This is a genomic window from Streptomyces sp. SID5643 (genome assembly GCF_009872555.1).
GTDB classification, from domain to species: domain Bacteria; phylum Actinomycetota; class Actinomycetes; order Streptomycetales; family Streptomycetaceae; genus Streptomyces; species Streptomyces iakyrus.
On record NZ_WWIC01000354.1, the window covers coordinates 15,773 to 38,423 of the forward strand.

The 22,651-nt window shown below is 70.2% G+C and carries 14 protein-coding genes; 8 read left to right on the plus strand and 6 right to left on the minus strand.

Going from position 1 to position 22,651, the window contains the following annotated elements:
- Nucleotides 1-85 precede the first annotated feature (85 nt).
- From GTY56_RS37120 to GTY56_RS37145, 6 genes are all read left to right on the plus strand, one after another.
- Nucleotides 86-1,438: an ABC transporter substrate-binding protein gene (locus tag GTY56_RS37120; protein ID WP_237525203.1), complete on the plus strand. Its 1,353-nt coding sequence runs from the start codon at nt 86-88 to the stop codon at nt 1,436-1,438.
- On the plus strand, nt 1,435-2,346 hold the full coding sequence (locus GTY56_RS37125; protein WP_161369664.1) for a carbohydrate ABC transporter permease: 912 nt from the start codon (nt 1,435-1,437) through the stop codon (nt 2,344-2,346). Before GTY56_RS37120 ends, GTY56_RS37125 begins: the two co-directional genes overlap by 4 nt.
- Nucleotides 2,343-3,287, plus strand: a complete 945-nt coding sequence (locus GTY56_RS37130; protein ID WP_161369665.1) for a carbohydrate ABC transporter permease — start codon at nt 2,343-2,345, stop codon at nt 3,285-3,287. The genes GTY56_RS37125 and GTY56_RS37130 overlap by 4 nt, the downstream gene beginning before the upstream one ends.
- A 24-nt stretch (nt 3,288-3,311) precedes the next feature.
- The gene (locus tag GTY56_RS37135) at nt 3,312-4,220 is read left to right on the plus strand and encodes a 5-dehydro-4-deoxyglucarate dehydratase (protein ID WP_161369666.1); all 909 of its coding nucleotides are present in this window, start codon (nt 3,312-3,314) and stop codon (nt 4,218-4,220) included.
- Nucleotides 4,217-5,467, plus strand: a complete 1,251-nt coding sequence (locus GTY56_RS37140; RefSeq protein WP_161369667.1) for a glucarate dehydratase family protein — start codon at nt 4,217-4,219, stop codon at nt 5,465-5,467. Before GTY56_RS37135 ends, GTY56_RS37140 begins: the two co-directional genes overlap by 4 nt.
- Before the next feature lie 282 nt (nt 5,468-5,749).
- A complete protein-coding gene (locus GTY56_RS37145) occupies nt 5,750-6,238 on the plus strand; it encodes a hypothetical protein (protein WP_161369717.1) in 489 nt (162 codons plus the stop codon).
- On the opposite strand, the gene GTY56_RS41000 is transcribed toward GTY56_RS37145, so the two are convergent.
- Nucleotides 6,204-6,605, minus strand: a complete 402-nt coding sequence (locus tag GTY56_RS41000; RefSeq protein WP_237525204.1) for a hypothetical protein — start codon at nt 6,603-6,605, stop codon at nt 6,204-6,206. The genes GTY56_RS37145 and GTY56_RS41000 overlap by 35 nt on opposite strands.
- A 230-nt stretch (nt 6,606-6,835) precedes the next feature.
- Here GTY56_RS41000 and GTY56_RS37155 point away from each other — a divergent pair, with 230 nt between their 5' ends.
- Together GTY56_RS37155 and adh are read left to right on the plus strand one after the other, a co-directional pair.
- Entirely contained in the window at nt 6,836-8,059 is a 1,224-nt protein-coding gene (locus tag GTY56_RS37155; RefSeq protein WP_161369668.1) for a helix-turn-helix domain-containing protein, read from the plus strand.
- A 99-nt stretch (nt 8,060-8,158) separates the two neighbouring features.
- Nucleotides 8,159-9,676, plus strand: coding sequence for an aldehyde dehydrogenase (adh, locus tag GTY56_RS37160; RefSeq protein ID WP_161369669.1), 1,518 nt, complete (start codon nt 8,159-8,161; stop codon nt 9,674-9,676).
- A gap of 339 nt (nt 9,677-10,015) precedes the next feature.
- On the opposite strand, the gene GTY56_RS37165 is transcribed toward adh, so the two are convergent.
- The 5 genes from GTY56_RS37165 to GTY56_RS37185 all read right to left on the minus strand — a co-directional run bounded on the left by GTY56_RS37165 (nt 10,016) and on the right by GTY56_RS37185 (nt 22,622).
- Nucleotides 10,016-13,525, minus strand: coding sequence for a DEAD/DEAH box helicase (locus GTY56_RS37165; RefSeq protein WP_161369670.1), 3,510 nt, complete (start codon nt 13,523-13,525; stop codon nt 10,016-10,018).
- Nucleotides 13,510-14,358 (minus strand): hypothetical protein, encoded by an 849-nt coding sequence (locus GTY56_RS37170; protein ID WP_202511237.1) that lies wholly within the window; start codon nt 14,356-14,358, stop codon nt 13,510-13,512. The genes GTY56_RS37165 and GTY56_RS37170 overlap by 16 nt, the downstream gene beginning before the upstream one ends.
- 228 nt (nt 14,359-14,586) lie before the next feature.
- Nucleotides 14,587-17,670: a pPIWI_RE module domain-containing protein gene (locus tag GTY56_RS37175; protein ID WP_161369672.1), complete on the minus strand. Its 3,084-nt coding sequence runs from the start codon at nt 17,668-17,670 to the stop codon at nt 14,587-14,589.
- 31 nt (nt 17,671-17,701) lie between these two features.
- Complete coding sequence (locus GTY56_RS37180; RefSeq protein WP_161369673.1) at nt 17,702-21,421, minus strand: pPIWI_RE_Z domain-containing protein; 3,720 nt, start codon at nt 21,419-21,421, stop codon at nt 17,702-17,704.
- Nucleotides 21,414-22,622: a pPIWI_RE_Y domain-containing protein gene (locus GTY56_RS37185; RefSeq protein ID WP_346345669.1), complete on the minus strand. Its 1,209-nt coding sequence runs from the start codon at nt 22,620-22,622 to the stop codon at nt 21,414-21,416. The genes GTY56_RS37180 and GTY56_RS37185 overlap by 8 nt, the downstream gene beginning before the upstream one ends.
- Between the last annotated feature and the right edge of the window lie 29 nt (nt 22,623-22,651).

Sequence of the window (22,651 nt, forward strand, 5' to 3'; positions counted from 1 at the left end):
TTGACATGACGTTGAAGCGATCCGTAACTTGGCCGATCATTTAGATTCGTGAAGCGGGTTCACGGATATGAACGGAGAACCATCCATGCGGGATCGCCGACGCTGTATCGCCATGCGGCTCCGCCGCGTGCACCGCCTGGCTGCCACCTTCGCCGTCTCGGGGCTCCTGCTCGGAACGGCCGCCTGCGGCTCCGGCGCAGGCAGCGCCCGGGCCGGTGACCCGAACACCCTGGAGGTGTGGACCCGGAGCGACCCGGAGTCCGCCCAGACCTACGACCGCGTGTTCGCCGCCTTCACGGAGAAGACCGGCATCAGGATCGACTACAAGCCGGTCATGAACTTCGACCAGCAGCTGCAGAGCCGCGCGTCCGTCAAGGACCTGCCGGACGTCATGATCAACGACACGGCCCTGATGGGCAGCTACCAGGCCCAGGGCCTGCTCGAGCCGATCACCCCGGCCTCGATATCCGGACACGACGAGATCACCGCCAAGTCCTGGTCGTCCACCGTCGGCCTCGACGGCAGGCACTACGGCGTCCCGTACTCCCGGCAGGCCATGACGCTGTTCGTCCGCAAGGACTGGCGCGAGAAGCTCGGCCTGCCGCAGCCGAAGACCTGGCAGGACACCCTCGCCCTCGCCAAGGCCTTCGCCACCCGCGACCCCGACGGGGACGGCAGGAAGAACACGTACGGCATGGTCGTCCCGGGCAGCGCGCAGAACGGTTACGTCGCCTGGTGGGGCGCCAGCTATCTGTGGCAGGGCGGTGTGCAGATCATCCGGAAGGAGGGGTCGGGCTACCGGCCCGCCATGGACTCGGCGGCGGCCCTGCACACCGTCAGCTGGATGAAGAAGAACCTCTTCTGCGGCGACAACGGTGTCATCCAGCCCAGCGCCCTGACCTCCGTCACCGCGAACACCACCAACTTCCAGGACGACAACGCCGGGATGTACCTCACCGGCCCGTACAACATCTCCACGTTCGACAAGGCGCTCGGCAAGGACAAGTACGAGGTGCTGCCGGCCCCCTCGGGCCCGGTCGGCAACAACGACGTGCTGGCCGACGGCGAGAACATCTACTTCGGCGCCAGGACCGGCAAGGCGAAGCAGGAGCAGACGCTCGCCGCGTTCCTCGTCTCCCCCGAGGGCCAGGAACTCGCCATGACCGGCGACCACCAGCCCGTCGTACGCATCCCGGTCAACTCCACGCTCGACGCCGCGAAGGTGCGCGACGACCCCCGCTGGAGCGTGGTGCAGAAGGCGTACGAGACCGCCTCCGTGCAGTTCCCCAACGCGCCGAACTTCGCCCCGATCAAGCAGGACACCGCCGACGCGCTCAACGCGATCTTCACCTACTGCGGCAGCGACGTCGGCTCCGGCCTGAAGGAACTCAACGACACCCTCGCCGGTGACCTCAAGGACCAGGACCTGTTGAAATGAGCGCGACCGTCACGACACCCGGGCCGCGCAGAGCCCGGATCATCAGCAAGAAGGCCGTCCTGCCCTGGCTGTTCCTCGCCCCGGGGCTGCTGCTGGCCCTCGTCTTCAAGTTCCTGCCGATGGGCAAGGGCGTCTGGCTCAGCTTCTTCGAGGTGCGCCCCTTCCTCGGTGACCGGTGGGTCGGCCTCGACAACTACACGCGGGTCCTGACCGACCACCGCTTCCAGGACGCCATCGGCCACACCCTGCTCCTCGGGGTCGGGATGTCCCTCGGCGGGATCCTCGTCGGATCCGCGCTGGCGCTGCTGCTGGAGGGTCAGGCCCGTTCACTGAAGCTCATCCGCACCGCCGTGTTCCTGCCCGTGGTCACCGCGACCGCGGTGGTCGGCGAGATGTGGCGGCTGATGTACTACCCGACCTCGGACGGCCTGATCAACAGCGGTCTCGGACTCCTGGGGCTCGGGCCGGTGCCCTACCTCGACAACCCCGACACCGCGCTGTGGGCGACGATGGCCATGGGCATATGGATGCTCGCCCCGTACAACATGGTGATCATCCTCGCCGGGCTGGCGGGCGTGGACCGGTCGCTGTACGAGGCCGCCGCGATGGACGGCGTCTCACTGTGGCAGCGGCTGCGGCACATCACGCTGCCGGCGATCCGGCCCGCCCTCGGCATCGTCCTCACCCTCGCCGCCATCCGCGGACTGCGCGTCTTCACCGAGGTCTACGTCCTCACCGGCGGCGGTCCGGCCGGTTCCACCGACGTGTGGATGACCCGCGCGTACACCCTCGGCTTCACCCGTAACGACATCGGCGGCGCCTCTGCCGCCTCCGTGGTCCTGCTCTGCGTGACGCTGCTGCTCACCGTCACGGTCAACTACCTCCGCAAGAGGGGAGACGTGAGATGAGCGCCCCCGCCATCGACCCCGTCCGGACTCCGGTGAGCACCACTGCCGCGCGCAAGTCCGCCGGGAAACAGCGCACCACCCCCGCCCGCTTCGACACGGCCCTCGGCTGGAGCGACCGGCCGGGCCCCGCCTGGGCGTTGCGCGTCCTGCTCTGCCTGCTCGCTCTGGGCGTCTTCGCGGCACCGTTCCTGACGATCTTCTCCGGCTCCTTCAGCGAGAAGGCCAGCGGTTCGACCCTGTCGTTCCTCCCGCACCACCCGACCCTGCTGAACTTCCGGGTCGCGGGCGAGCGCGGCATCTGGGACTACTTCGGCAACTCCCTGGTCATCGCGGGCGGCGGACTGCTGCTCCAGCTCGCCGTGTGCACGCTGGCCGCGTACGCGCTGGCCCGGCACAAGTTCCGCGGGCAGGCGCTGATCCTGACCCTGTTCATGCTGACGATGATGCTCCCGGAGGAGGTCATCGCCATCCCGCTGTCCCTGGTCCTCGGGCATGTGCCCGTGGTCGGCGTCGACCTGAAGGGAACCGTCTGGGGCGTGATCCTGCCGCTCGGCGCCTGGGGGTTCTCCGTGATGCTGCTGACGGAGTTCATGAAGGACATCCCCGCCGAGATCGAGGAGGCCGCCCGCATCGACGGCGTCGGCGAGCTGCGCATGCTGTGGCAGGTCGTCCTGCCGCTGTGCAAGCCCGCGCTCGGTGTCGCCGGGGTGCTCGGCTTCATCATGATCTGGGACCAGTACCTGCTGCCCCTGATCGCCGCCAAGGACCCCACCGACTACACGGTGACCGTCGCCCTGTCCATTCTGCGCACCGACCCCGAGGTCGGCTCCGGGGTGGTCCTGGCCGGTGCGGTCATCGCCCTCGTCCCCAGCCTGATCGTCTATCTGCTCCTCCAGCGCTCGCTGGTCACCGGCATCGCCGCCGGGGCCACCAAGGGCTGACAACCCCCCACGTATGAGGGAGACATGAAGTTCCACGGAGTGCTGTTCTTCCCGGTCACGCCGTTCGCGGCGGACGGTTCACTGGACGAGGAACGGCTGGCCCAGCACATCGAGTCGGGGGTCGCCGCGGGCGCGGGAGGCGTGTTCGTCGCCTGCGGCACCGGTGAGTTCCACGCTTTGTCGGCCGAGGAGATCGAGCGGGCCACCCGGGTCGCCGTGCGCACCACGGCCGGACGGGTGCCGGTCCTGGCGGCGGCCGGCGGTCCCGCCCCGGTCGCCCGGGACCAGGCCGCCCGCGTCGAACGCGCGGGCGCCGACGGCATCCTGCTGCTCCCGCCGTACCTCGTCAGCGCCCCTCAGCAGGGCCTCGTGCGGTACGTCGAGGAGGTCACCGCGGCCACGGACCTGCCCGTCGTCTTCTACCAGCGGGGTACCGCCCGGCTCACCGCGGAGACGGCCGCCGGGATCGCCGCCCTGCCCGGGGTGGTCGGCCTGAAGGACGGCATCGGGGACATCGAGCGGATGCACCGGATCGTGCGCGCGGTGCGTGCCGTGCCGGGCACGGAGGATTTCCAGTTCTTCAACGGCCTGCCCACCGCCGAGATGACCGCGCCCGCCTACCGGGGCGTCGGCGTGGAGCTGTACTCCTCGGCGGTGTTCGCCTTCGCCCCGGAGATCGCCCTGGCCTTCCACCGGGCGCTCGCCGACGGCGACGACGCCCTGGTCTCCCGGCTCCTCGACGAGTTCTACGGCCCGCTGGTCGCCCTGCGCGACGAGGTCCCCGGGTACGCCGTGTCGCTCGTCAAGGCGGGAGTGACCCTGCGCGGCCTGGACGTCGGCGGCGTACGGGCGCCGCTGCTCGACCCGACGCCGGAGCACCTCGCCCGGCTCGCGAAACTGCTCGACCACGGACTGGAGGTGGCCGCCGCATGAGCGCCACACGCATCCGCGAGCTGATCGTCACCCCGATCGCCTTCGGCGACCCGCCGCTGCTCAACTCCAACGGCGTGCACGAGCCGCTCGCCCTGAGGATCATCCTCCAACTGGTACTGGAAGACGGCACGGTGGGGCTCGGGGAGTCGCCGGGCGGTGCGGCCCGGCTGGAGCGGCTGCACGCGGCCGCGCAGGTCGTCGCAGGCATGGACGTCTTCGACACCACCGCCGTGTCGGCCGCGATCGACGCGGCGCTGCTGCCGGCCGTGCCGAGCTCCCACGAGCGCGGCTGGACCACCTCGGCGGTCGAGGTGGCCTGTCTCGACGCGCAGGGCAAGCTCCTCGGCCGTCCGGTCAGCGACCTGCTGGGCGGCAGGGTCCGTGAGGCGGTGCCGTTCGCCGCCTACCTCTTCTACAAGTGGGCCGAGCACCCGGAGCTCGACGGACGTGCGGCGGTCGGCGACGACTGGGGCGAGGCCCTCGATCCGGCCGGGATCGTCGAGCAGGCCCGGCTGATGCAGGAGCGCTACGGCTTCCGGTCGTTCAAGCTCAAGGGCGGCGTCTTCCCGCCCGACGAGGAGATCGCCGCGATGCGGGCCCTGGCGGACGCCTTCCCCGGGCAGCCGCTGCGGCTGGACCCGAACGTGGCGTGGACGGTCGGGACGTCGAAGTACGTCGCCAGGGAACTCGACGGTGTCCTGGAGTACTTGGAGGACCCCACCAAGGGCATCGAGGGCATGGCGGAGGTGGCGAAGGACTCCCCCATGCCGCTCGCGACCAACATGTGCGTGATCGCCTGGGAGCATCTGAAGCCGGCCGTGGAGCACGACGCGATCCAGGTGCTGCTCACCGACCACCACTACTGGGGCGGTCTGCGGCGCACCCGTGAACTGGCCGCCGTGTGCGAGGCGTTCGGACTCGCCCTGTCGATGCACTCCAACTCGCACCTGGGCATCAGCCTCGCCGCCATGACCCATGTCGCCGCGGCCATCCCCAACCTCGACCACTCCTGCGACACGCACTACCCCTGGAACTCGGCGGACGACGTGATCGTCCCCGGAGTGCTGGAGTTGCGCGACGGCGAGGTCAGGGTGCCCACCGGCCCGGGCCTGGGGGTCGAGCTCGACCACGACCGGCTGGAGCGCCTGCACCGGAGGTACGTCGACTCCGGGATGCGCAGCCGGGACGACACCGGCTACATGCGGCGGTTCCAGCCGGAGTACGAGCTGAAGCTCCCCCGCTGGTGACAGCCGTGAGGGCGGCCGATGGGGGCGGAGACCCGCCCCGACGGCCTCCTGCTGCGTACCGGCCAAGCACGAAGTTGATCGCGGCCTTACGGGACGGCACCCACAGGTGCCCCTTTCCGACCGGGCCATGTCCGACCCAAACGCCAGACCGCGCCACCCCTTCCGGGCCGTAGAAATATCTACGAGCATGGCTACGGCCGGGCGGCACGCGGAACCAGCGGGTCACCGGCCCGTGTCCAGTGCGCGCCCGACCGCGGCGCCGCCGACTGTGCTGGGGTGGCCATGCAGAGCGTCATGTGGAAGCAAGCCGTCGAGTGGCTCGCCGCGGCCGCCACGGACCCCCAGGAGTGCAAGCGGGAGTGGGACTACGGCGCGGGAACGGTGCTCGTGGAGGCCGGGCGGTACTGGGACGTGCTCAGCGTCCCCGACCGGCTCGGCCTCCTGGCGCTGGACATCCTGTGGCGCGATCCGCTGAAGGTGCCCGGCCCCACCCTGGTGGACTGCACGGCCCGCAGAGTGGGGTTCTTCCTGCCGCCCGACCCGGTCAGCGAATGGGTCGGCTTCGGCGTGCGGCACGTCGGCCGGGGCTCCTGGGTCGCCGTGCCGCCGCCGTACCGGCCCGCCGGCCGTCTGGAGTGGCTCGTCCCGCCGGACGGAACCGGCGCGCTGCACACCCCGGGCACCCTCGAATCGGCGCTGCGGGAGGCCAGCGGAACCCTCGCGGTGCTGGCGCCGGTCAGCGCGGAGCCGGCGGTGCCGGACGGCTGGTGAGACGGGCTCCGGCGGAGAGCCCCGCCGGCCCCGGGTGACGGCCGGAGCCGGGGCGGGTGCCGCCGGGGGCGGCCCCTGCGGGGTTCCGTCCGGCAGTGGGGTGAGGAGCCGCGGGGACGACCGGGCCCATGTGCCGGCCGGCGGTCCACGAGGTGACGGCGGTCCAGGTCTCGCTCTCGGCCGGTGCGGCGAAGGAGACCCACTGGCCGTCGCGGTGCTCCGGCACCGTGTGGCCGCGCGCCTCCCACTCGGCGACCAGGGCCGCGTAGATCGGCGGATGTCCCGCGTATCCGGCGGTGAGTTCGGCGTACGAGCGGGGCGCGGCGTCGTTCCCGGGAAGGCGCCGCGCCGTCTCCGTGCTGTCCATGCCAGGGGAACGCGGCGCCGCACACCGGTGGCACGCGGGCCGGGCCCCGTCCGTCGGGTCGAGTGAACCCGTCACCCGGACGGCGGCACCCGGGCACCGGACAAACATCCAGTCAGGCGGTCGCCCGTTCAGAACAGCTGACTTGGGTCCGGCGGAATTCTCGACCCGGGCGGGCGCATCCGGTAACACTGACCTCACGCCGAGAAACGGTACGACGGCAGGGAGAGGCCATGTCACAGCGCCCTGACCTCAAGCGGCGCAGGGCCGTGCTGGAGCACGAGTGGTCCCGCTGGGTGCCGCGGCTGAGCGTCCCGGGCGCGCGGCCCGGCGGCACCGCCGCGCTGCGCCACGAGGTGACCGATTCCTGGGCGCGTTCGCTGGGCAGTGTGGACCCGGGCCGGGACAGCGCCCCGGTCACTGACGGCGGCCAGGTGCACCGGCGCTGGATGTCCTCACCGCTGTACCGGCCGGTCTCCGCCCTCGCCGGGGAACTGCACAGCATCGCCGAGGACGCCGGGTTCGTCACCGCGGTCACCGACGAGGCCGGCACCATCCTGTGGACGTGCGGCGGCCCGACCATGCGCCGCCGTGCCGAACGGGTCAACTTCGCGCCGGGTGGCCGCTGGGACGAGCAGGCCATGGGCACCAACGCGCTCTCCCTCGCCCTGCGCACCGGCCGTCCCAGCTCCGTCTTCTCGGCCGAGCACCTGGTGTCCGCCCTGCACGGCTGGGTCTGCTACTGCGCACCCGTGCACGGCCGCGACGGCCGCGTCCTCGGCGTGCTGGACCTGTCCACGACCTGGGACCGCTCGCACCCCCTGGCCATGTCCACCGTCCGCACGCTGGTGTCGACGATCGAGGCCCGCCTGACGACGGAGGCACCCCGACCGGGCCGGCTGCGGCTCACGTGCCTGGGCTCCGAACAGGCCGTGCACGAGGGGCGGCCACTGCCCCTGCGCCCTCGCCAGCTGGAGATCCTCACCCTCCTCGCCCTCGAACCCGAGGGCTTCTCACCGCAACGGCTGCGGGCGGCCCTGTACGGCGACCGGCCGGTCACGTCCTCCACCTTCAAGGCGGAGATCTCCCACCTGCGCCGGGCGCTGGGCGGTGCGATATCCCCACGCCACTACGCCCTCACCGCCCCGGTGTCCTGCGACGCCGCCGACGTCCTGCGCGCACTGGAGCAGGGCGACACGGACACCGCGCTGCGCCGCTGGGGCGGCCCGCTGCTGCCCCGCTCCGAAGCCCCCGGCATCGAGGAGTGGCGCACGCGCCTCGAAGTGGCGGTACGCGAGGCCGTGCTGGCGAGCACGCACCCGGAACACGCCCTGCGCTACGGCGAACGGGCCCCGTACGACGCCGGGGTCCACGAGCACGCGCTGCGGCTGCTCGGCCCGGACGACACGCGCCGCGCGATCGCGAAGGGCCGGCTGACGGCGGCCCTGCGCGACTGACGTCCGCGTTCAGCGGCGCCAACCTTGCGCCAACCTCCCCGGAGCACAGTGAGGGACGTCGCAACCGTCCCGCACCGCCCTTCACCGAGGAGAGCCGCCATGGTGTACGCGCAGCCAGGAACCGAAGGCAGCATCGTCACCTTCGCCCGCCGCTACGACAACTTCATCGACGGCGACTGGACCGCGCCCGTCGAGGGCCGCTACTTCGAGAACCGGACGCCCGTGACCGGCGAGGCCTTCTGCGAGGTCGCCCGTTCCACCGCGGCCGACGTCGACCTCGCCCTGGACGCCGCGCACCGGGCGGCCGACCAGTGGGGTCGCACGTCCACGACGGAACGCGCGAACATCCTCAACAGGATCGCGGACCGCATCGAGCAGAACCTGGAGAAGGTCGCGGTCGCCGAGACGTGGGAGAACGGAAAGCCGGTCCGCGAGACCCTGGCCGCCGACATCCCGCTGGCCGTGGACCACTTCCGGTACTTCGCCGGAGTAGTCCGCGCGCAGGAGGGCAGCATCGCGGAGATCGACGCCGACACCGTCGCGTACCACTTCCACGAACCGCTGGGCGTGGTCGGCCAGATCATCCCGTGGAACTTCCCCGTCCTCATGGCCACATGGAAGCTCGCCCCGGCTCTGGCCGCAGGCAACTGCGTCGTCATCAAACCGGCCGAGCAGACCCCGGTCAGCCTGCTCTACGTGATCGACCTGATCGCCGATCTGCTCCCGCCCGGCGTGGTCAACGTCGTCAACGGCTTCGGCGTGGAAGCGGGCAAACCGCTGGCGTCCAGCCCGCGGGTGGCGAAGGTGGCGTTCACCGGTGAGACGACCACCGGCCGTCTGATCATGCAGTACGCGAGCGAGAACATCATCCCCGTCACCCTGGAACTGGGCGGCAAGAGCCCCAACATCTTCCTGCCCGACGTCATGGCGGCCGACGACGACTTCCTGGACAAGGCGGTCGAGGGCTTCGTGATGTTCGCCCTCAACCAGGGAGAGGTCTGCACCTGCCCGTCCCGCGCGCTCATCCCCTCGTCGATCTACGACGACTTCATGGCCCGCTGCGTCGAACGCACCCGGGCCATCGTCGGCGGCGACCCGCTGGACCCGGCCACCATGATCGGCGCGCAGGCGAGCAACGACCAGTACGAGAAGATCCTCTCCTACCTCGACATCGGGAGGAAGGAGGGCGCGGAGCTCGTCACGGGCGGCAACCCCCGCACGGTGCCCGGTCTGGAGGGCGGCTACTACATCGAGCCGACCATCTTCCGCGGCACCAACGACATGCGGATCTTCCAGGAGGAGATCTTCGGCCCGGTCGTCTCCGTCACGACGTACGACTCGGTCGACGAGGCCCTGAAGATCGCCAACGACACGCTGTACGGCCTCGGCGCGGGGGTCTGGACCCGCGACGGCACGACGGCCTACCGCCTGGGCCGTGAGATCAAGGCGGGCCGGGTGTGGACCAACTGCTACCACGCCTACCCGGCGCACGCGGCGTTCGGCGGCTACAAGAAGTCGGGGATGGGACGCGAGACGCACAAGATGATGCTCGACCATTACCAGCAGACGAAGAACATTCTTTGTTCTTACAGCCCTCAGAAGCTTGGTTTCTTCTAGAGCCTGAAGTCGGGTTGCTTGGAGGCATCGTTGCGCTCCAGGCAACCCATCATAGAAGATACTCACTGTAATCAATTGAGTTTTTAGAGCTACAGTCTGGCGTCCAGGGGAGTTCCCGTAGGACCATTCGCGGACCAAAGATCTCCGAAGGGCCCAACCCACGAGCCGCACCTCATGAGCGCAGCGATCCGTCGATACCGGTAAGCAGCGCCGAACCGTCGGCACCCGTACTTCCGCGTCAAAGCCTCCACGGGCGGCGGCAAGTCGGTGACTCTGCGGTCATCGCCCTCCTCTTGAACCGCAGTCCCCGCGCTTGGTTCCCTGCGACAGGGCCAAGCGCTACCGGGCGCGCCGGGTGGTGATGAGCTGACCGTTGTGGAGGCGGTGGTTGAGGTCGAGGCCGCTGTCGAGCATCGCGAGGACATCGAGGTGGCGGTCGGCGGGCACGGTCGCCACCCGGCGGCGGTCGCGGCCGACGCGGATGGTCGGGTGGCGCTCGCTGGGCCGTGCGACGCTGACTGGGCCGTCCGGTGTCCCTGCTGCCAGCCGAGTTAGCGGGGTGGTGGCGGCGCGGTTGTCGAGGAGCTGGTTGATCGGGTCGGAGGGGGTTCGGACGTAGTCGAGGAGGTCCTGGATCTCGTAGTCGTTCGCCTCGTACCGCCGTGTCCAGCCGTCGATGTGGTGCTGGGCGGTCCACTGCCGTAGGCCGGCCGACCGGTGCCCCAGGCGGGCGGCATCGCGGCCGAGGAGGTGGGCGATGCGTCGGGAGGTGATGCCGGAGGTGAGCAGGGTCAGGGCCTGCTCGGTGTCGACGCCGTGGCGGATGTGCCACGCGGTGTGCGTGTTGAGCCTGGGTGCGCCGGGAGAGAGCGCGGGGCTGGTGTTGACCAGGTTGATGAGGGCGCCGACGGTCCAGCTCAGAGCGTGCCCGAAGGCGGTGCTGATGTTGCGTACCGCCTGTTCGAGCGCCCACGCGGCAGCGACGCCGGGCTGCCAGGAACGGGCGAGGTCGGGGATCGTGGTGCCGGAGATCCACTCGCGGAGCGCGGGGGCGATCGGGACGTTCATCTGAGTGCCCCGCGTCTCCTTATCCTTGAAGCTCCAGGTCTTGGTGACCTCCGGGACATGGTCGAGCAGACGGTCGAAAACTTGGTGCTCGGTGAGGAAATCGAGGGTGCGCTGCAGTGGCCATTCCTCCGGCTCGGCGAGCCGGTCGCCTCCGGTGGCGTTGTCCACCGTGTGCCGCTCGAGCAGCACGGCCAGCTGGTTCGCGAGCCAGTCGAGGTAGCGGGCCGACCTCAGGCTGGTGCCGGTGGCGGCCCACCGGCCGGCCTGAGTGGGGTCGGTGGTCTCGAACACGGTGGCGACCTTGTCCGCGAGGATGAGCCACCGGCTGGTGTGCCGGCCGTTGCCGGTCTGGGACAGGGCGAACAGTGCGTCCAAGGCGTCGATGGGATTGCCCTGCGGCGCCGCCGAGGAGGCATGGAGCTGCAGGACGAGCCAGACGAAGGAGGCGAAGTCCGCGGCGATGCTGTCCGCCAGCGCGAAGACACCGTCAGCGTCCTGCCGCAGGGTGTCCTCGGCGGCGGCGAGTTCGGCCAGGGCCTCGCTGGTCAGCAGTGCGGAGACGACGCGCAACTGTTCCGGGTCGGGGTTGAGGGAGTCGAACTCTGCGGGGCGGGGCGGGTAGGGGCGGGTCAGGAAGATCCATCCCTCGCTCTCCCGGCCGGCCCGCCCGGCGCGGCCGATGGCGTTGAGGAGTTCGGCAGGGGACAGGGCGCGCTGGCCGTCGTAGGTGAGCGGGTCGCCGTCGACTTTGTGGTGGACGATGACGGTGCGCACGGGCAGGTTGACGCCGTCGGTGAGGGTACTGGTGCTGGCGATCGCCAGGAGCTGGTCGCGGCGCAGCGCGCCCTCGACAGCGTGGAGGACGTCTTCGGGCAGGGCGCCGTGGTGGTAGGCGACGCCGTGCAGGGTGCAGCGCACCAGCGGGTGCTCCGCGCCGAGGGTGTCGGCGAGGTAGTCGGTCAGGGCCGCGGACTCGGGCCGCTCGGGCAGGCGTTCGGCGATGGCGAGTGCCGCGTCACGGGCTGCCCGCCGGGTGCCGACGACCATCAGGACGCTGCCGTTCGCGGTGAGTTCCGCGGCGCCGGCGGCGAAGACCTGGTAGTCGGGGACCCCGCCGGCGAGGCGGGTCCGCGCGGTCCACCGGCCTGCGGTGCCAGCGAAGCGCCGTGTGCCTACCTCGCCGGTGGTCAGCCGGGCGATGGCGGAGGAGGCGGTCGGCCGGACATCGAGGAGGGTCTCGACGGGCACGGTGGCAAGCACCGGCGAGGCGTGCTTTGCCGTCGGTCGCCGCTGCGTCAGCTCGGCCTGCTCCGTCATGAGGTTCGGGTACATGAGCCCGTGCATCCGGCGCGGGCCCCGCCAGGTGTCGGTGAAGTAAACCTCTCGTTCGGGGCGATGCGGGTCGAGCCACGAGGCGATGTCGCCCTTGTTGCCGACTGCCGCGGACAGCAGCACGAGTCGGATGTCGCTACGGGCCTGCAGCAGCGTGAGCAGGCTCTCCAGCACGAAGCCGCGCCGCCCCTGGCCCAGGTGGTGGGCCTCGTCGACGACGACCAGCCCGACCTCCGCCAGTGCTTCGCCGGGGTTGTTTCGGATCATGTGCATGAGCCGCTCGGGGGTGACGATCTCCACGTCCCCGCCGTCCGACTCGGCCGGGGAGCTCCAGGGGCCCAGCGGGAACTCCGGTTGCTCTGCGGCCAGGCGCCGCCCGAGCACGCGCAGCCGGCCTCGCAGCGTCCCGCGCATCTCTCGCCCCAGGCTGCGCATCGGGGACACGTACACCACGCGCCCGGAGCGCTGTGCCAGGTGCGAGCAGATCACCAGCTGGGCCATCAGCGTCTTGCCCGCGCTGGTCGGCACGCTGATCAGGCTTCGCGACGTCGCCGGGTCGAGCGGGTTGCCACGCTCGAGCTTCAGGAGCTGGCGCTGCGGCGGCCAGAGCGTCATCACCGGCGGCTTCGACAGTGCGAAGCTCCGCGCCACTTCTGGAGGAGTTCCCGGGGGGAGCAGCTGGTACAGGCTGCTGGCCGCCATCTCCCCGCTCATCTGGAACAGGTGCGCGGCGACCCACCGCGCCAGCCGGTCGCCTCGGCCAGCCGTCTGCGTCATCACGTCCCGCAGCAGCCGCTGCGCCGCCAGCAGGTCCCGTTCCTCGCCGAACCCCAGGAACTGGTACAGGTGGACAACAGCCTCCACGACGGCCTCTGCGGGCCCGTACATGGTCCCCGCTAGGGACTCGCGGCGCATCACCGCCCGCACCCCGCGCAGCTGCCGCCGCCACGCACGCACCGCCCGGCCCAGCTCCGGGCGGTCGAAGCCGAGGAAGACGATGCCAGCCTCCACCGCCAGGGTACCGATGTGCCCGCGCAGTTCACCGCTGATGTCGACGAGAGCGCGAACCTGCCGGTAGACGGCGGTGGCGTTCGGGTCCTGCTCGCTGCGCCGGTACCCGGCTTGGGCAGCGAAGGCGATCTGGAGCCGCTCAGCCTCGGGTCTGCGTTCGTCGCCCAGGGCGAGGTCCATCAGGTGCGCGCTTGCGGCGAAGGCTCGCCGCACCCGCACTGGGTCGTAGCCAGGAGTCTCCGGGGCGAGCGCGGCGAGCCCGTGCAGGTACCACGCCGTGGCGAGGGTCTCGTCCTCGATCTCCCGTTCACCGCGGAAGGCCGCGACCTCTAGCTCGGTCATTGCCGCCAGCAGGTCCTGTGCGCTGGGCAGCACCCCGCCCGCCCGGTACTCGCCGAGCGCGGACGCGAGCACCTCCGGGTCTAGAGTGCGCTCCACACGTACCTCCTCACGTCCTTCGCGAAGCCTTCAAGATCCTCGATCGCCACCACCACGCCCTGCAGCGCGCCCAGGTGGGTGTGAGTGGTGAAGTGCTGGTGCGAGCGCTCGAAGGCCGTGTCCGGGGTGTAAGCGGCGTCGAGCGCGATGCTGACCCCGCCGTTCCCCGACGCCTTCGCGTCCACCCATTGCCGAGCCATTGAGGCGACGAACTCCCGGGTGTCGGGGGCCAGCTCCCTGCCTCCCCACGAGATCTGGCCCAGGTACCGCGCCCCCCAGGTGTTCAACTGCTGCCATGCCTTGCGGATCGTGTCGCTCGGCTTCGTCTTTTCCGCGGTGAATTTCTTCATCTCCCACAACCGGAAGACGAACCCCAGCTCGCTGCCGGGCACTCGGTGGATCACCAGCCCGTCCGGCCCGCTGTCCGTCACCGTCGATGAGGGCGGGTCCAGGATCTCCACACTGCGCCCCGGCTCGGGGGGAAGGTCGCGGGTGGAGAGATACCAGAGCCACTCGCCTACGTAGCCGGTAATGCCGGTGGTGTCGTTGGCCTCGAATACCGGGCCGGCGTAGAGCAGGACGTGGGCGCGATCGGGGCCGGTCAGCGGGGTGCCGGCCAGGACGCTGTCGCGCCAGAGCCGGTATGCGAGGTCGTCCAGGTCGGTGCGGGCCCGCATGATCTCGTCGGCGATGATCCAGGCTGCCGCATCAAGGTCCTCGGGCTCCGGCCCGATGGTTACCACCAAGTCCCACGGGCACACCTGTCCGATGCCGCGGCTCTCCCGCTGAGTGAAGTCCACAAGGCGGCCTCCGGCGGCCCGGGCGCGCTCCATGGCCTGCAGTGCGGGTATCGACACCCGTCCCCACCCCCGCTCCTGACTCGGTGCCGAGCCCCGCGGCAACACGGATCACCCTACCCAGCAAAATCTGGTCTGTGAGGGCGGGTTCTGTGTGAGCGTGGCCGCGGCCCTGGGCGCGGCGGCCACCGGCCGCATGGCACAGCGACTGAACGGTCATGATCGGTGATGGCTACCCACCGTCACCACCGAATACGGCCAGACCTACATCTCGAACAGTTGCAGCTGCCCTTCAGTGTCGACGTCGAGTGCCTCCAACTCCAAGTCCGGCACAGGCTGTTCCACCGGCGATGCGTCCTGCGCGTCATCCAAATCGTCCGAAGCAGCGGATTGGACCGCGTCCCCTGCGTCTCCCGTTTCCGCCTCGTCGTCCTTCGGTGTCGGCAGTACGTACTCCTGTGCCAGGCCGGCCAGGTGAAGTGGCAGGGGCAGCGCAAGGGCCTGGTCGTAGTCCGAGGGCTGGCGCAGAACATGGGTGAGGAGCGCGAGGGACCTCGGGTCGTCGCCGTCGTCCCGATGGCAACCGACGACGGCGATCTCCAGCAGCCCCGGCATCCAGGCCGCCTGGCCGGTGTCGATGGTGGGTTCACCCTTGCGCTTGCCCTGAGCGATCGGCCGGGGCGAGAGCTTGTCGGCGGTCACCGCCGCGTGCTTGAACTGCACGGGCTTGGCCGTCGTGCTGAAGAACACACGGGCGTCTTCAGCGGCATCCTCTGGCACCCACAAGCCCTGCTGGATGCCGTTCGCCTTGCCCTCCGGGGCTCTCCCCCACCACTGCGGAGTCTCGTTCCGGGCGCCTGCGCGGACCCGAACCATCCGCAGGTCGGGGTCGAGGCGACGAGCGGGAGCGAGGCCGTCCTGCAGGCGATCCCGTTCGATCCGGCCGTCCTGGAGCCAGGTCCAGTGCGAGCGGGCGTTGTGGGCCTCGGCGAACAGGACCGTTGGTGCGGTGCGCAAGGAGGTACGCAGACCCTGAAGCCACTCGGCGGCCTCACGGCGCTGCCGTTCGCGTTCTTGGTAGCGTTTCGGGCGCTCGGTCCCATTTTCCGTCTGTACCTCAGAGGTGTCGGCCTCGTCGTCCTGTGAGCCGCGCTGGCTGGGCAGAACGGGCTTGACCTCAGCTTTTGTGGTCAACCTCAGCAGGAGTTCGGGGTAGGGGACCCAGGCGCCTGCGCCAGAGCGCGCCTCGGGGTCCCAGCCTTCGACACGGGCCGCGTCAGTGCCGGCCGGATCGGGGGTGACCATGACGCCGACCGGAAGGTACGCGGCCCAGCGATTCCGGGTCGTACGGTTCTTGCGGACCATCCACAGTGCGGCATGCCGCAGTCCGTCGGGCAGCCCGTCGTCCTTGGCGAGCCGGGGGAGGGTGCGCGCGCCGAGCTGCCGCAGGCCGTCGTTCCAGGCACTTAGCGTGCGGTGCCGCAGGCTGGACGCTGTTTCCGCGCCCTTGCCGTTCTCGTCGCCTGCTTCGGGCACTGTGGTGAATTGTGTGACGAAGCCTGCCTTGGCACAGCCGAGTCGCATGGCGAACTTCGGGTCGTGCAGCCTGCTTGGATATGACGCGGCGCGGCCGATCTCTACAAGGGCGAGGGCCGGCGCGTCGGTGGTGCGTTCCGCGGCCAGCCACTGTGCGGCGCTGTCGCGCCGGGCCACTGTCGCGGCGGTCACCTGGACGTCCTTGATATGGGTGCCGGTGGGCAGGTCGAGGGGGGCAAGGAGGCTGTCGGCGGTACGGTCACCGAGCGCGACGAGCGGGCGCATGCAGTGGACCCGCACGGTCAGCTCCGGAGCGGACCACTCGTGCACGACCGGTGCGCCGGCCGTGGCGTCGTCGTACTGCTGTGCGGTGAAGGATCCGCCGTCGCCCTTGAGGCCCAAAAGCTCGCCGAGGGAGGCCAAGGCGGCGTCGCGCAGCCGCGGCGACTGCCACAGCAGCCGTGCCTCAAGCACGGGAGCGCCGCCCTGGCGCGCTACGCCGTCGAGAGCATTCAGCGCGTAGGCCGTCGCCAGCCGACGCTGAGCGCACCGTTCCGCTTCGGCCGTCTCCTTATCGCCCTTGGGGATGTTCGCGGGCGTGCCTCGGTCGATCAGCGAGAGGTCCGGGGCGCGGCGCAGTTCCGACGTGAGGGCGCCTTCCGCCCAGGCTGTGAGCTGCGAGAGCTGGTGTGCCATGAAGCCGGGGCCCACGTCGTGCCGACCCATAGCGGTGCGGTACAGAATGCCGGCTCGGGCATCGTCGCGCAGCCAGGACGCGGGGTCGGTCAGGATCGCGTCGACGTCCGGGAAGGGCTCGCCCAGGGGCAGCCCGGCGAGCATCGCTGCGGGGCCGCCCGCGCGCCACCGGTCGGCGAAGTCGCCCTTCTCGCCCAGGTCCTTGTCCCAGTAGCGCTCCAGAGCGGCGACGGCGAACCGCTCGCTGCGGGGGGTGCCCGGCAGGAACGGCCTGCGCGGACGCAGCAGGACGGTGGTGCTCGCACCCCACGGGAGGCGCAAGCGGCCCGTCTTGGCGTTGGTACGAGTGGCCCAACGGCGAACCGACCAGCGGAGGTTGAAGCGCGGCAGCGGGTCGAACGGCACGGTCTGGAGCGTGATCGACAGCGTCACCGACCACCAGGAGTCCTGCTTCTCGTCCGGCCCGGGGAACCGGATCGGCTCGGAGACGAGTTGGGCACCCTGGTCACGTGGTCCACGTGGCATGGCCCGGAAGATGAGCTGCCCACCGTCGTACAGGTATGGGCCAAGAGCGAGGATCCGGCGGGCCAGCCAGTCGGGGCTGAGGCTGTACTGGTGCGGTGATGGACGTGCGGTGCCGCCATCGGTCGGGACGTCGCGCGGCAGGAGTTCATGGTGGACGGTCTCCCAGCGCGGCGGATGGGCGGCCAGTTCTGCGATGGTCTCCTTCAGCAGGCCGCGGTACTCGGGCTCGGGCCGCAAGTCCCGCAGCCAGTGCTTGAGCACGGTGTCCAGGACCGGGCCGGGGAGCGGGTCGGGGAGGTCGGCGGGCGCACACAGCCAGTGGGCCGGCGCGCCCGGGTCGCGGTCGTGGAAGGGGCGTGGCAGCGCGAGGACGTCGGGTGCGAACGCCTGCAGGACCTGTTCCAGGCGCCAGGTCGGTGCTGTCTTCCACGGCTCCTTGCCCGTTGCCACCCGGGGCGCGTTGCACAGGGTCAGGACGGCGTCCCGCCACTGCTCAGGGAAGGGCAGGACGCGGTAGGGCGCGGTATGAGAGGCGAAGGCGTCAGTCGGGCGCCAGGCTGTGGTGCGGGCGGAGCGGTAGACGGGTGGCATGGGACAACTCCTCGCGAGCAGAGGCGGGGGGTCAGCGGTGGGTCATCGTGCTGAGGGCGTTGTAGAACGGCTGGTACAGGAGACGGACCAGCGCGCGAGCCGCCGCATCGGGGTGGGGCGATGAGGAGTCGGGCTCGGCCTGTTCGGCGCGTGGCCGGTCTGTCAAGTAGGGGTCGAGGATGCCACCGAGGGCATGGAGCAGGCCGTCGGTGCCCGGCACATCGTTCACGGAGGACGGCTGGCTTGTACTGCCGGGTGCGAGCTGCCTCGCCAGGCGTGGCGAGAAGGCGGCATCGACGAAGACCACCCGCGCAGGCACTCCGCCGCGTACCAGACGGCCGATGACCTGCCACAGCGTGACAAGCTGGTCCCAGGCAAAGGCGCGCTTCTCCCAGACGGACAGTGAGCTGTAGGCGTACCTGCGGTTGAGCAGTCTGCGCCATTCGCGGCGACCCTGGTGGCGCAGGGCTCGGGCCGCTTCGTCCAGCGAACCTTCCTTTTCCATGAGTTCGGTGAGCGTGTGCGGGCCGTCGAGAGTGTCGCGGCGCGGCTCGTCACGCAGCATGCCGCTCAGCCAGTCGTTGACTGCAAAGACGGACAGGTCGAGGTCGTCGGGGCGGGGGTGCGGGCGGACCAGGAACAGGGCGGTGCCGAAGGCCGCTTTACCCTCCTCGTTGAGGATGTTGTGGCCACGCTCGACGGCCAGCAGCGGAGCGACCAGGACTTCTGCGGTGTCATCGTCGGCGAAGCGGGCGACGTCGCCACGCCTTAGCGTCGCCGGAGTATCGTCCGGCTGCCCGGGTGCAGTGCCGGCTGGTCCACCGCTGCCGCGGGCTTCGTCGTCCGGGATCAGCGCACTCACCTTGCCGCGCCAGGCGTCGAACCGGTGCAGCGCCTCGGCCACTGCAGTAGCTTCCCGGTAGCTGCCTACGAGGATCAGCGCTCGACGCCGGGTCGTCTCGGGGATACGGCTGATCTCCTGGCCCAGCACCGAAGTGCCCCCCAGGCCAGGTTCACCGAGCCGCCGGGCCATCGCGACCGCTTGGGCGAGGCGGTCGCGCGGCGGTGTGCCGGAGAGGCTCATCGGGCGGCCGTCGCGGTCGTAGAGGAAACGGGTGGCGAACGAGGTTCGGGCCACGGCAGCCAGGGACGCGTCAGTGGGCTTGAGGACGAGGCTCACCGGGACGCGGACGTGGGCCCGGCTGGACTCGCCGGCCCAGCTGGTGCCGGACATCAACACGACGTGCGGGCCGCAAAGGCCGGTGGCCGGGTCGGCGCCGAGGCTGTTCAGATTCAGCAGCAGCTCGCGCCCGACTCCCGCACACCGGAAGAAGCGCAGGGTGCCGCCGCGGCGTCCGGCGTCGTCACGTTCCTCGCCGTCCGGGAGGTACTGGTAGCCGAGGATGTTCCCCATGGGCGCCTCGGGCACCAGCGGGGCGTAGTCCAGCGGGACGCGCCGGGCCAGCTCCCTGCCCTGGGAGTCCAGTCGGAGGGCGGCCTCCACATGCGGCCACAGGAACGTGAGCCGCTCCAGCCGGTGATGCAGGGTGCTGAGCAGCAGGAGGAAGGAGAGCCGCAAACACAGGGCATCCCACCAGTCCTGCGTTGGCTCGGGCGGGGGCGTGGCGGCTGCGGGCTGTTCCGCCCGTACCTCCTCGGTCACTTGGTCGACGAGCTGACCGGCTAGCTTGCGCACCCGCTCCTTCGTGCGGCCTGCTGCCATATGGTGCAGAAGAGCGTCGGCTGTATCAGCAAGGACGTGGCTGAGCGGGTCGAGGGCTTCGCCTTCCCCGAACGGATCGTCGCGGAAGGTATCCCAGGCTTCCTCAAGCAGGCGGCGGACCGGGGAGAGCGCGAGGTGCGGGGAAGGGTCGGGCCCTTGCGCCACGTCGTCATAGCCCTCGTAGAGCTCAGCGCTGTCGGCAGCGGTGTCGTCTGCAGCGGACGCCTCCTGTGCGGCCTGACCCTGCACGCTTTCGCGGTAACGCTGGGTCACGTCGCGGAACAGGTCGTCGAGCAGGCTCTGCTGGAGCGTCCACGGACTGAAGTAGGCGGGATCAGCCCACTCCCTGAGGTCTTCGTTCTTGATCAGCAGAGCGCAGAGCGGGTCGACGGCAAGAGTGACAGTTCCCAGGGCCCGATTCCACTGGGCGACCTGGCCGTCGGTCAACGGCAGGCGGGCCCGCCTGCTCAACTCTTCAATCTTGTAGCGGTTGAGCTGGTCGAGCCAGGAGTCGGTGTCGGGGCGGACCAGGGTGCCAGATGGGGTGAAAAGGCGGTCCAATGCCATCTGGACGCTGTCCGCCTCGTCCACGAAAATCAAGTCGCTGCGCAGGCAAGCCAGTTCCAGCTGACGCAAGCGCTCTTCATTGAGGTGCTCGGGCACCTGGCTCTGCACCAGGCTGGCCGGGTTGGCCACCCAGATCAGAGCGTCGACTTGCGCACGGGCAGCCGCATGACGCGGGCACTCAGCCCACAGAGGGCAACCGTGCGGGCGGCCGAGCAGGCGGTCCTGGGCGTGGGACATGCGGGGAGCAGTGGCCCTCCGGTCGGGATCCCATTGCTCCAGAACAACCGTTTCCGGTTCTGCCGCGCCGCGCTGTGGCTCAGGGTGCAGCCGGGTGCAGGGTGCGTCGCGGTATTCCAGCGGATCACCCTCGATACCGCGCAGACCGCTCACCGGGCACGCGGTGCTCAGCAGGTCGAAGCCGGGGTCATCGTGGTCGAGTAGGTTGTCGAGCCCTCGGGCGGAGAGCCGTCGATGCATACGCTGGACGTGCTGCTCACGAGTGGTAGCGCCGAGCACCGGCGCGACGGCGATACCGAGGAGGTCGAAGAGACCGCACAGCCGTAGCTGTTCGGCGACATCGCCGACAACGAGCGTGGTGCGCAGCGGAATTGCCCGCCGGGCGGCCCATACGGCCACCAAAATCATGAAAGTGCTCTTGCCCGCACCGACCATGCCGGCCAGGTGGACCATTCCGGCCAGTTCAACCTCGTCTGCCTCGGTATAGTCCATTCCCGCGGCATCGCGGGGTGCGAACCTGACCCCCTCCAGCCGCTGTTCCCAGTGACCGGGATGCTGGACCCCCGCCTCACGCTCGCGCTCGTCCATCCATCGCGCCGCCGCACACAGTTCGGCGCGACACACGCTGAGGGGCTCGCCGCCACCGGGCCGGCCCGCGGCAAGGTCGTGGCCGGGTGGGTTGGCGAAGACGAGTTCCTCAGGAATGGTGACCGAGGCAATGCGGCGGCGTTCCTGGAAGGAACTTGTCCCTGCGGGGGCCGATTTCAGGGCACGGGTGACCAGGCTCGGCAACTGGGTAAGGGCCTGGTCGTAGACGTCCATCCGGCGCCCGGCCACCATCGGCACCACGGGTCGGGGACCGCCGGCAGTTCCGTCAGGCGGCAGCTCGTAAGCCCGCAGCCTGTCGGAGACCAACCGGTAGGAGTCCAGCGCCTGCCGCCAGGCGCGCCTCCGGAACTGCCACAGGAGGTGCCGGGCGGCTGCGAGGGCCATGCGCTGCCACGGCTGCTGCGCCAACCCGGCACGCTGCGCGAACGGATAGCCTCCGAACAGCACGTACGCGTCTGCGGCATCCGCCGAAGGGGCGAGCAGTTCAAGCAGCCGCAGCCCCAACTCGACACGGCACAACTCGACCGGGCCGAAGCCGTCCGGGGCACCGGCCTTCGACCACTCGTCCCCCAGCTCCCCCGCTACCGACTCGCACCAGACTTTCTCGTCACGCATCTGTTCTCTCCCGGCTGTCGCCGCGGGTGCCACGGCGCGACTCGGCCAGCCGCTGCCGGGCGGCCCGGATTATTTCGTCATCAGTAAGCAGGCGTACAGCAGCGGCCGCTGCGGGCCGAGCTCGCTGAAACGCCTGCTGATATCCGGGGCGCTCGCGTACCCGGTAGACAGGCACCACCCAGAACGCCTCGTCGTACGGAGGCTCGGGCCGCACGGGGCGGGCGGCTCGGCCGAGGAAGGCTGGATGCGCCCAGTCTTTGACATCGATGGCCCAGCGGTGGCCGTCGGGGAAGACCACCAGAAGGTCGTAGGCGTCAAAGCCGGGCCACATGGTGACGCTCAGGCCCAGACCGGCGAGCCGCTCCTCCAGTTCCACCTCGGCCAGTCCAGGCCCGGTGACGTGTCGGCGCAACGGGCGCTCCAACTGGTAAACAGTGCCAGCGTGGGCCGCTTCGATCAGACGGCCGACCGGTGGATCTCCCTGCCGTCGACAGCGATCCCGCTCGCACCACCACTCTCCGCCCGCAAGCGGCGTCAGCAGTGTCCCGCAGCGGCCGCACACCGCGTAGCAACCCTCCCGGCTCCAGGAAAGAGGGACCTCCGGGTAGATCAAGTCGATGAGCTCCCAGACCGGCTCCAACGTGAAGTCGCCATGCAGGGCGAAGAGTTCTTGAGCCGTCAAGACCGGCCGCCGGACCAGCAGACCGCGGAACTCGGTGTACGCGTCCTCCTCTCCGTGACTGCGACACCGGTCCAGAGCGGTCCGCATCACCTGCTGGTCACGATGCCGCACAGCCGGGTCAGGTGCCGAACGCTCCCATTCACTCCACTCATGGCACAACTGGGTGGGGCGATGAGAGTACGGGTCGAGCAAAACGTCGTCCGGGCCGACGGCGTCCGACGGCAGAGACAGGGGCCAGTCTTCCAACGGGATGTCGGCACACCGCTGGACGAGTTCCGCGAGCGAGGCGGGTGGCCGGAGTCCGCGGCGCAGCCAGGCGACGACCGCCCGGTCCAGGGCGAGTTGGACGACGGGAGGGTATGGCAGAGAGAAGGCGTCCAACCCAGTGGTGTGGTCCAGCACGCACAGAGCCCGGGCCACAGTGGCCAGCAGCGGGACGCCGTCGTGGGGGGCCCAGGCATCGAGCGTTTCGGCGGACGAATCGAAAGCGGCAAGGGGACTTGCGGGCACGGCTCTCACTCCAGTTACTGCGACGAGCGACTTGACGG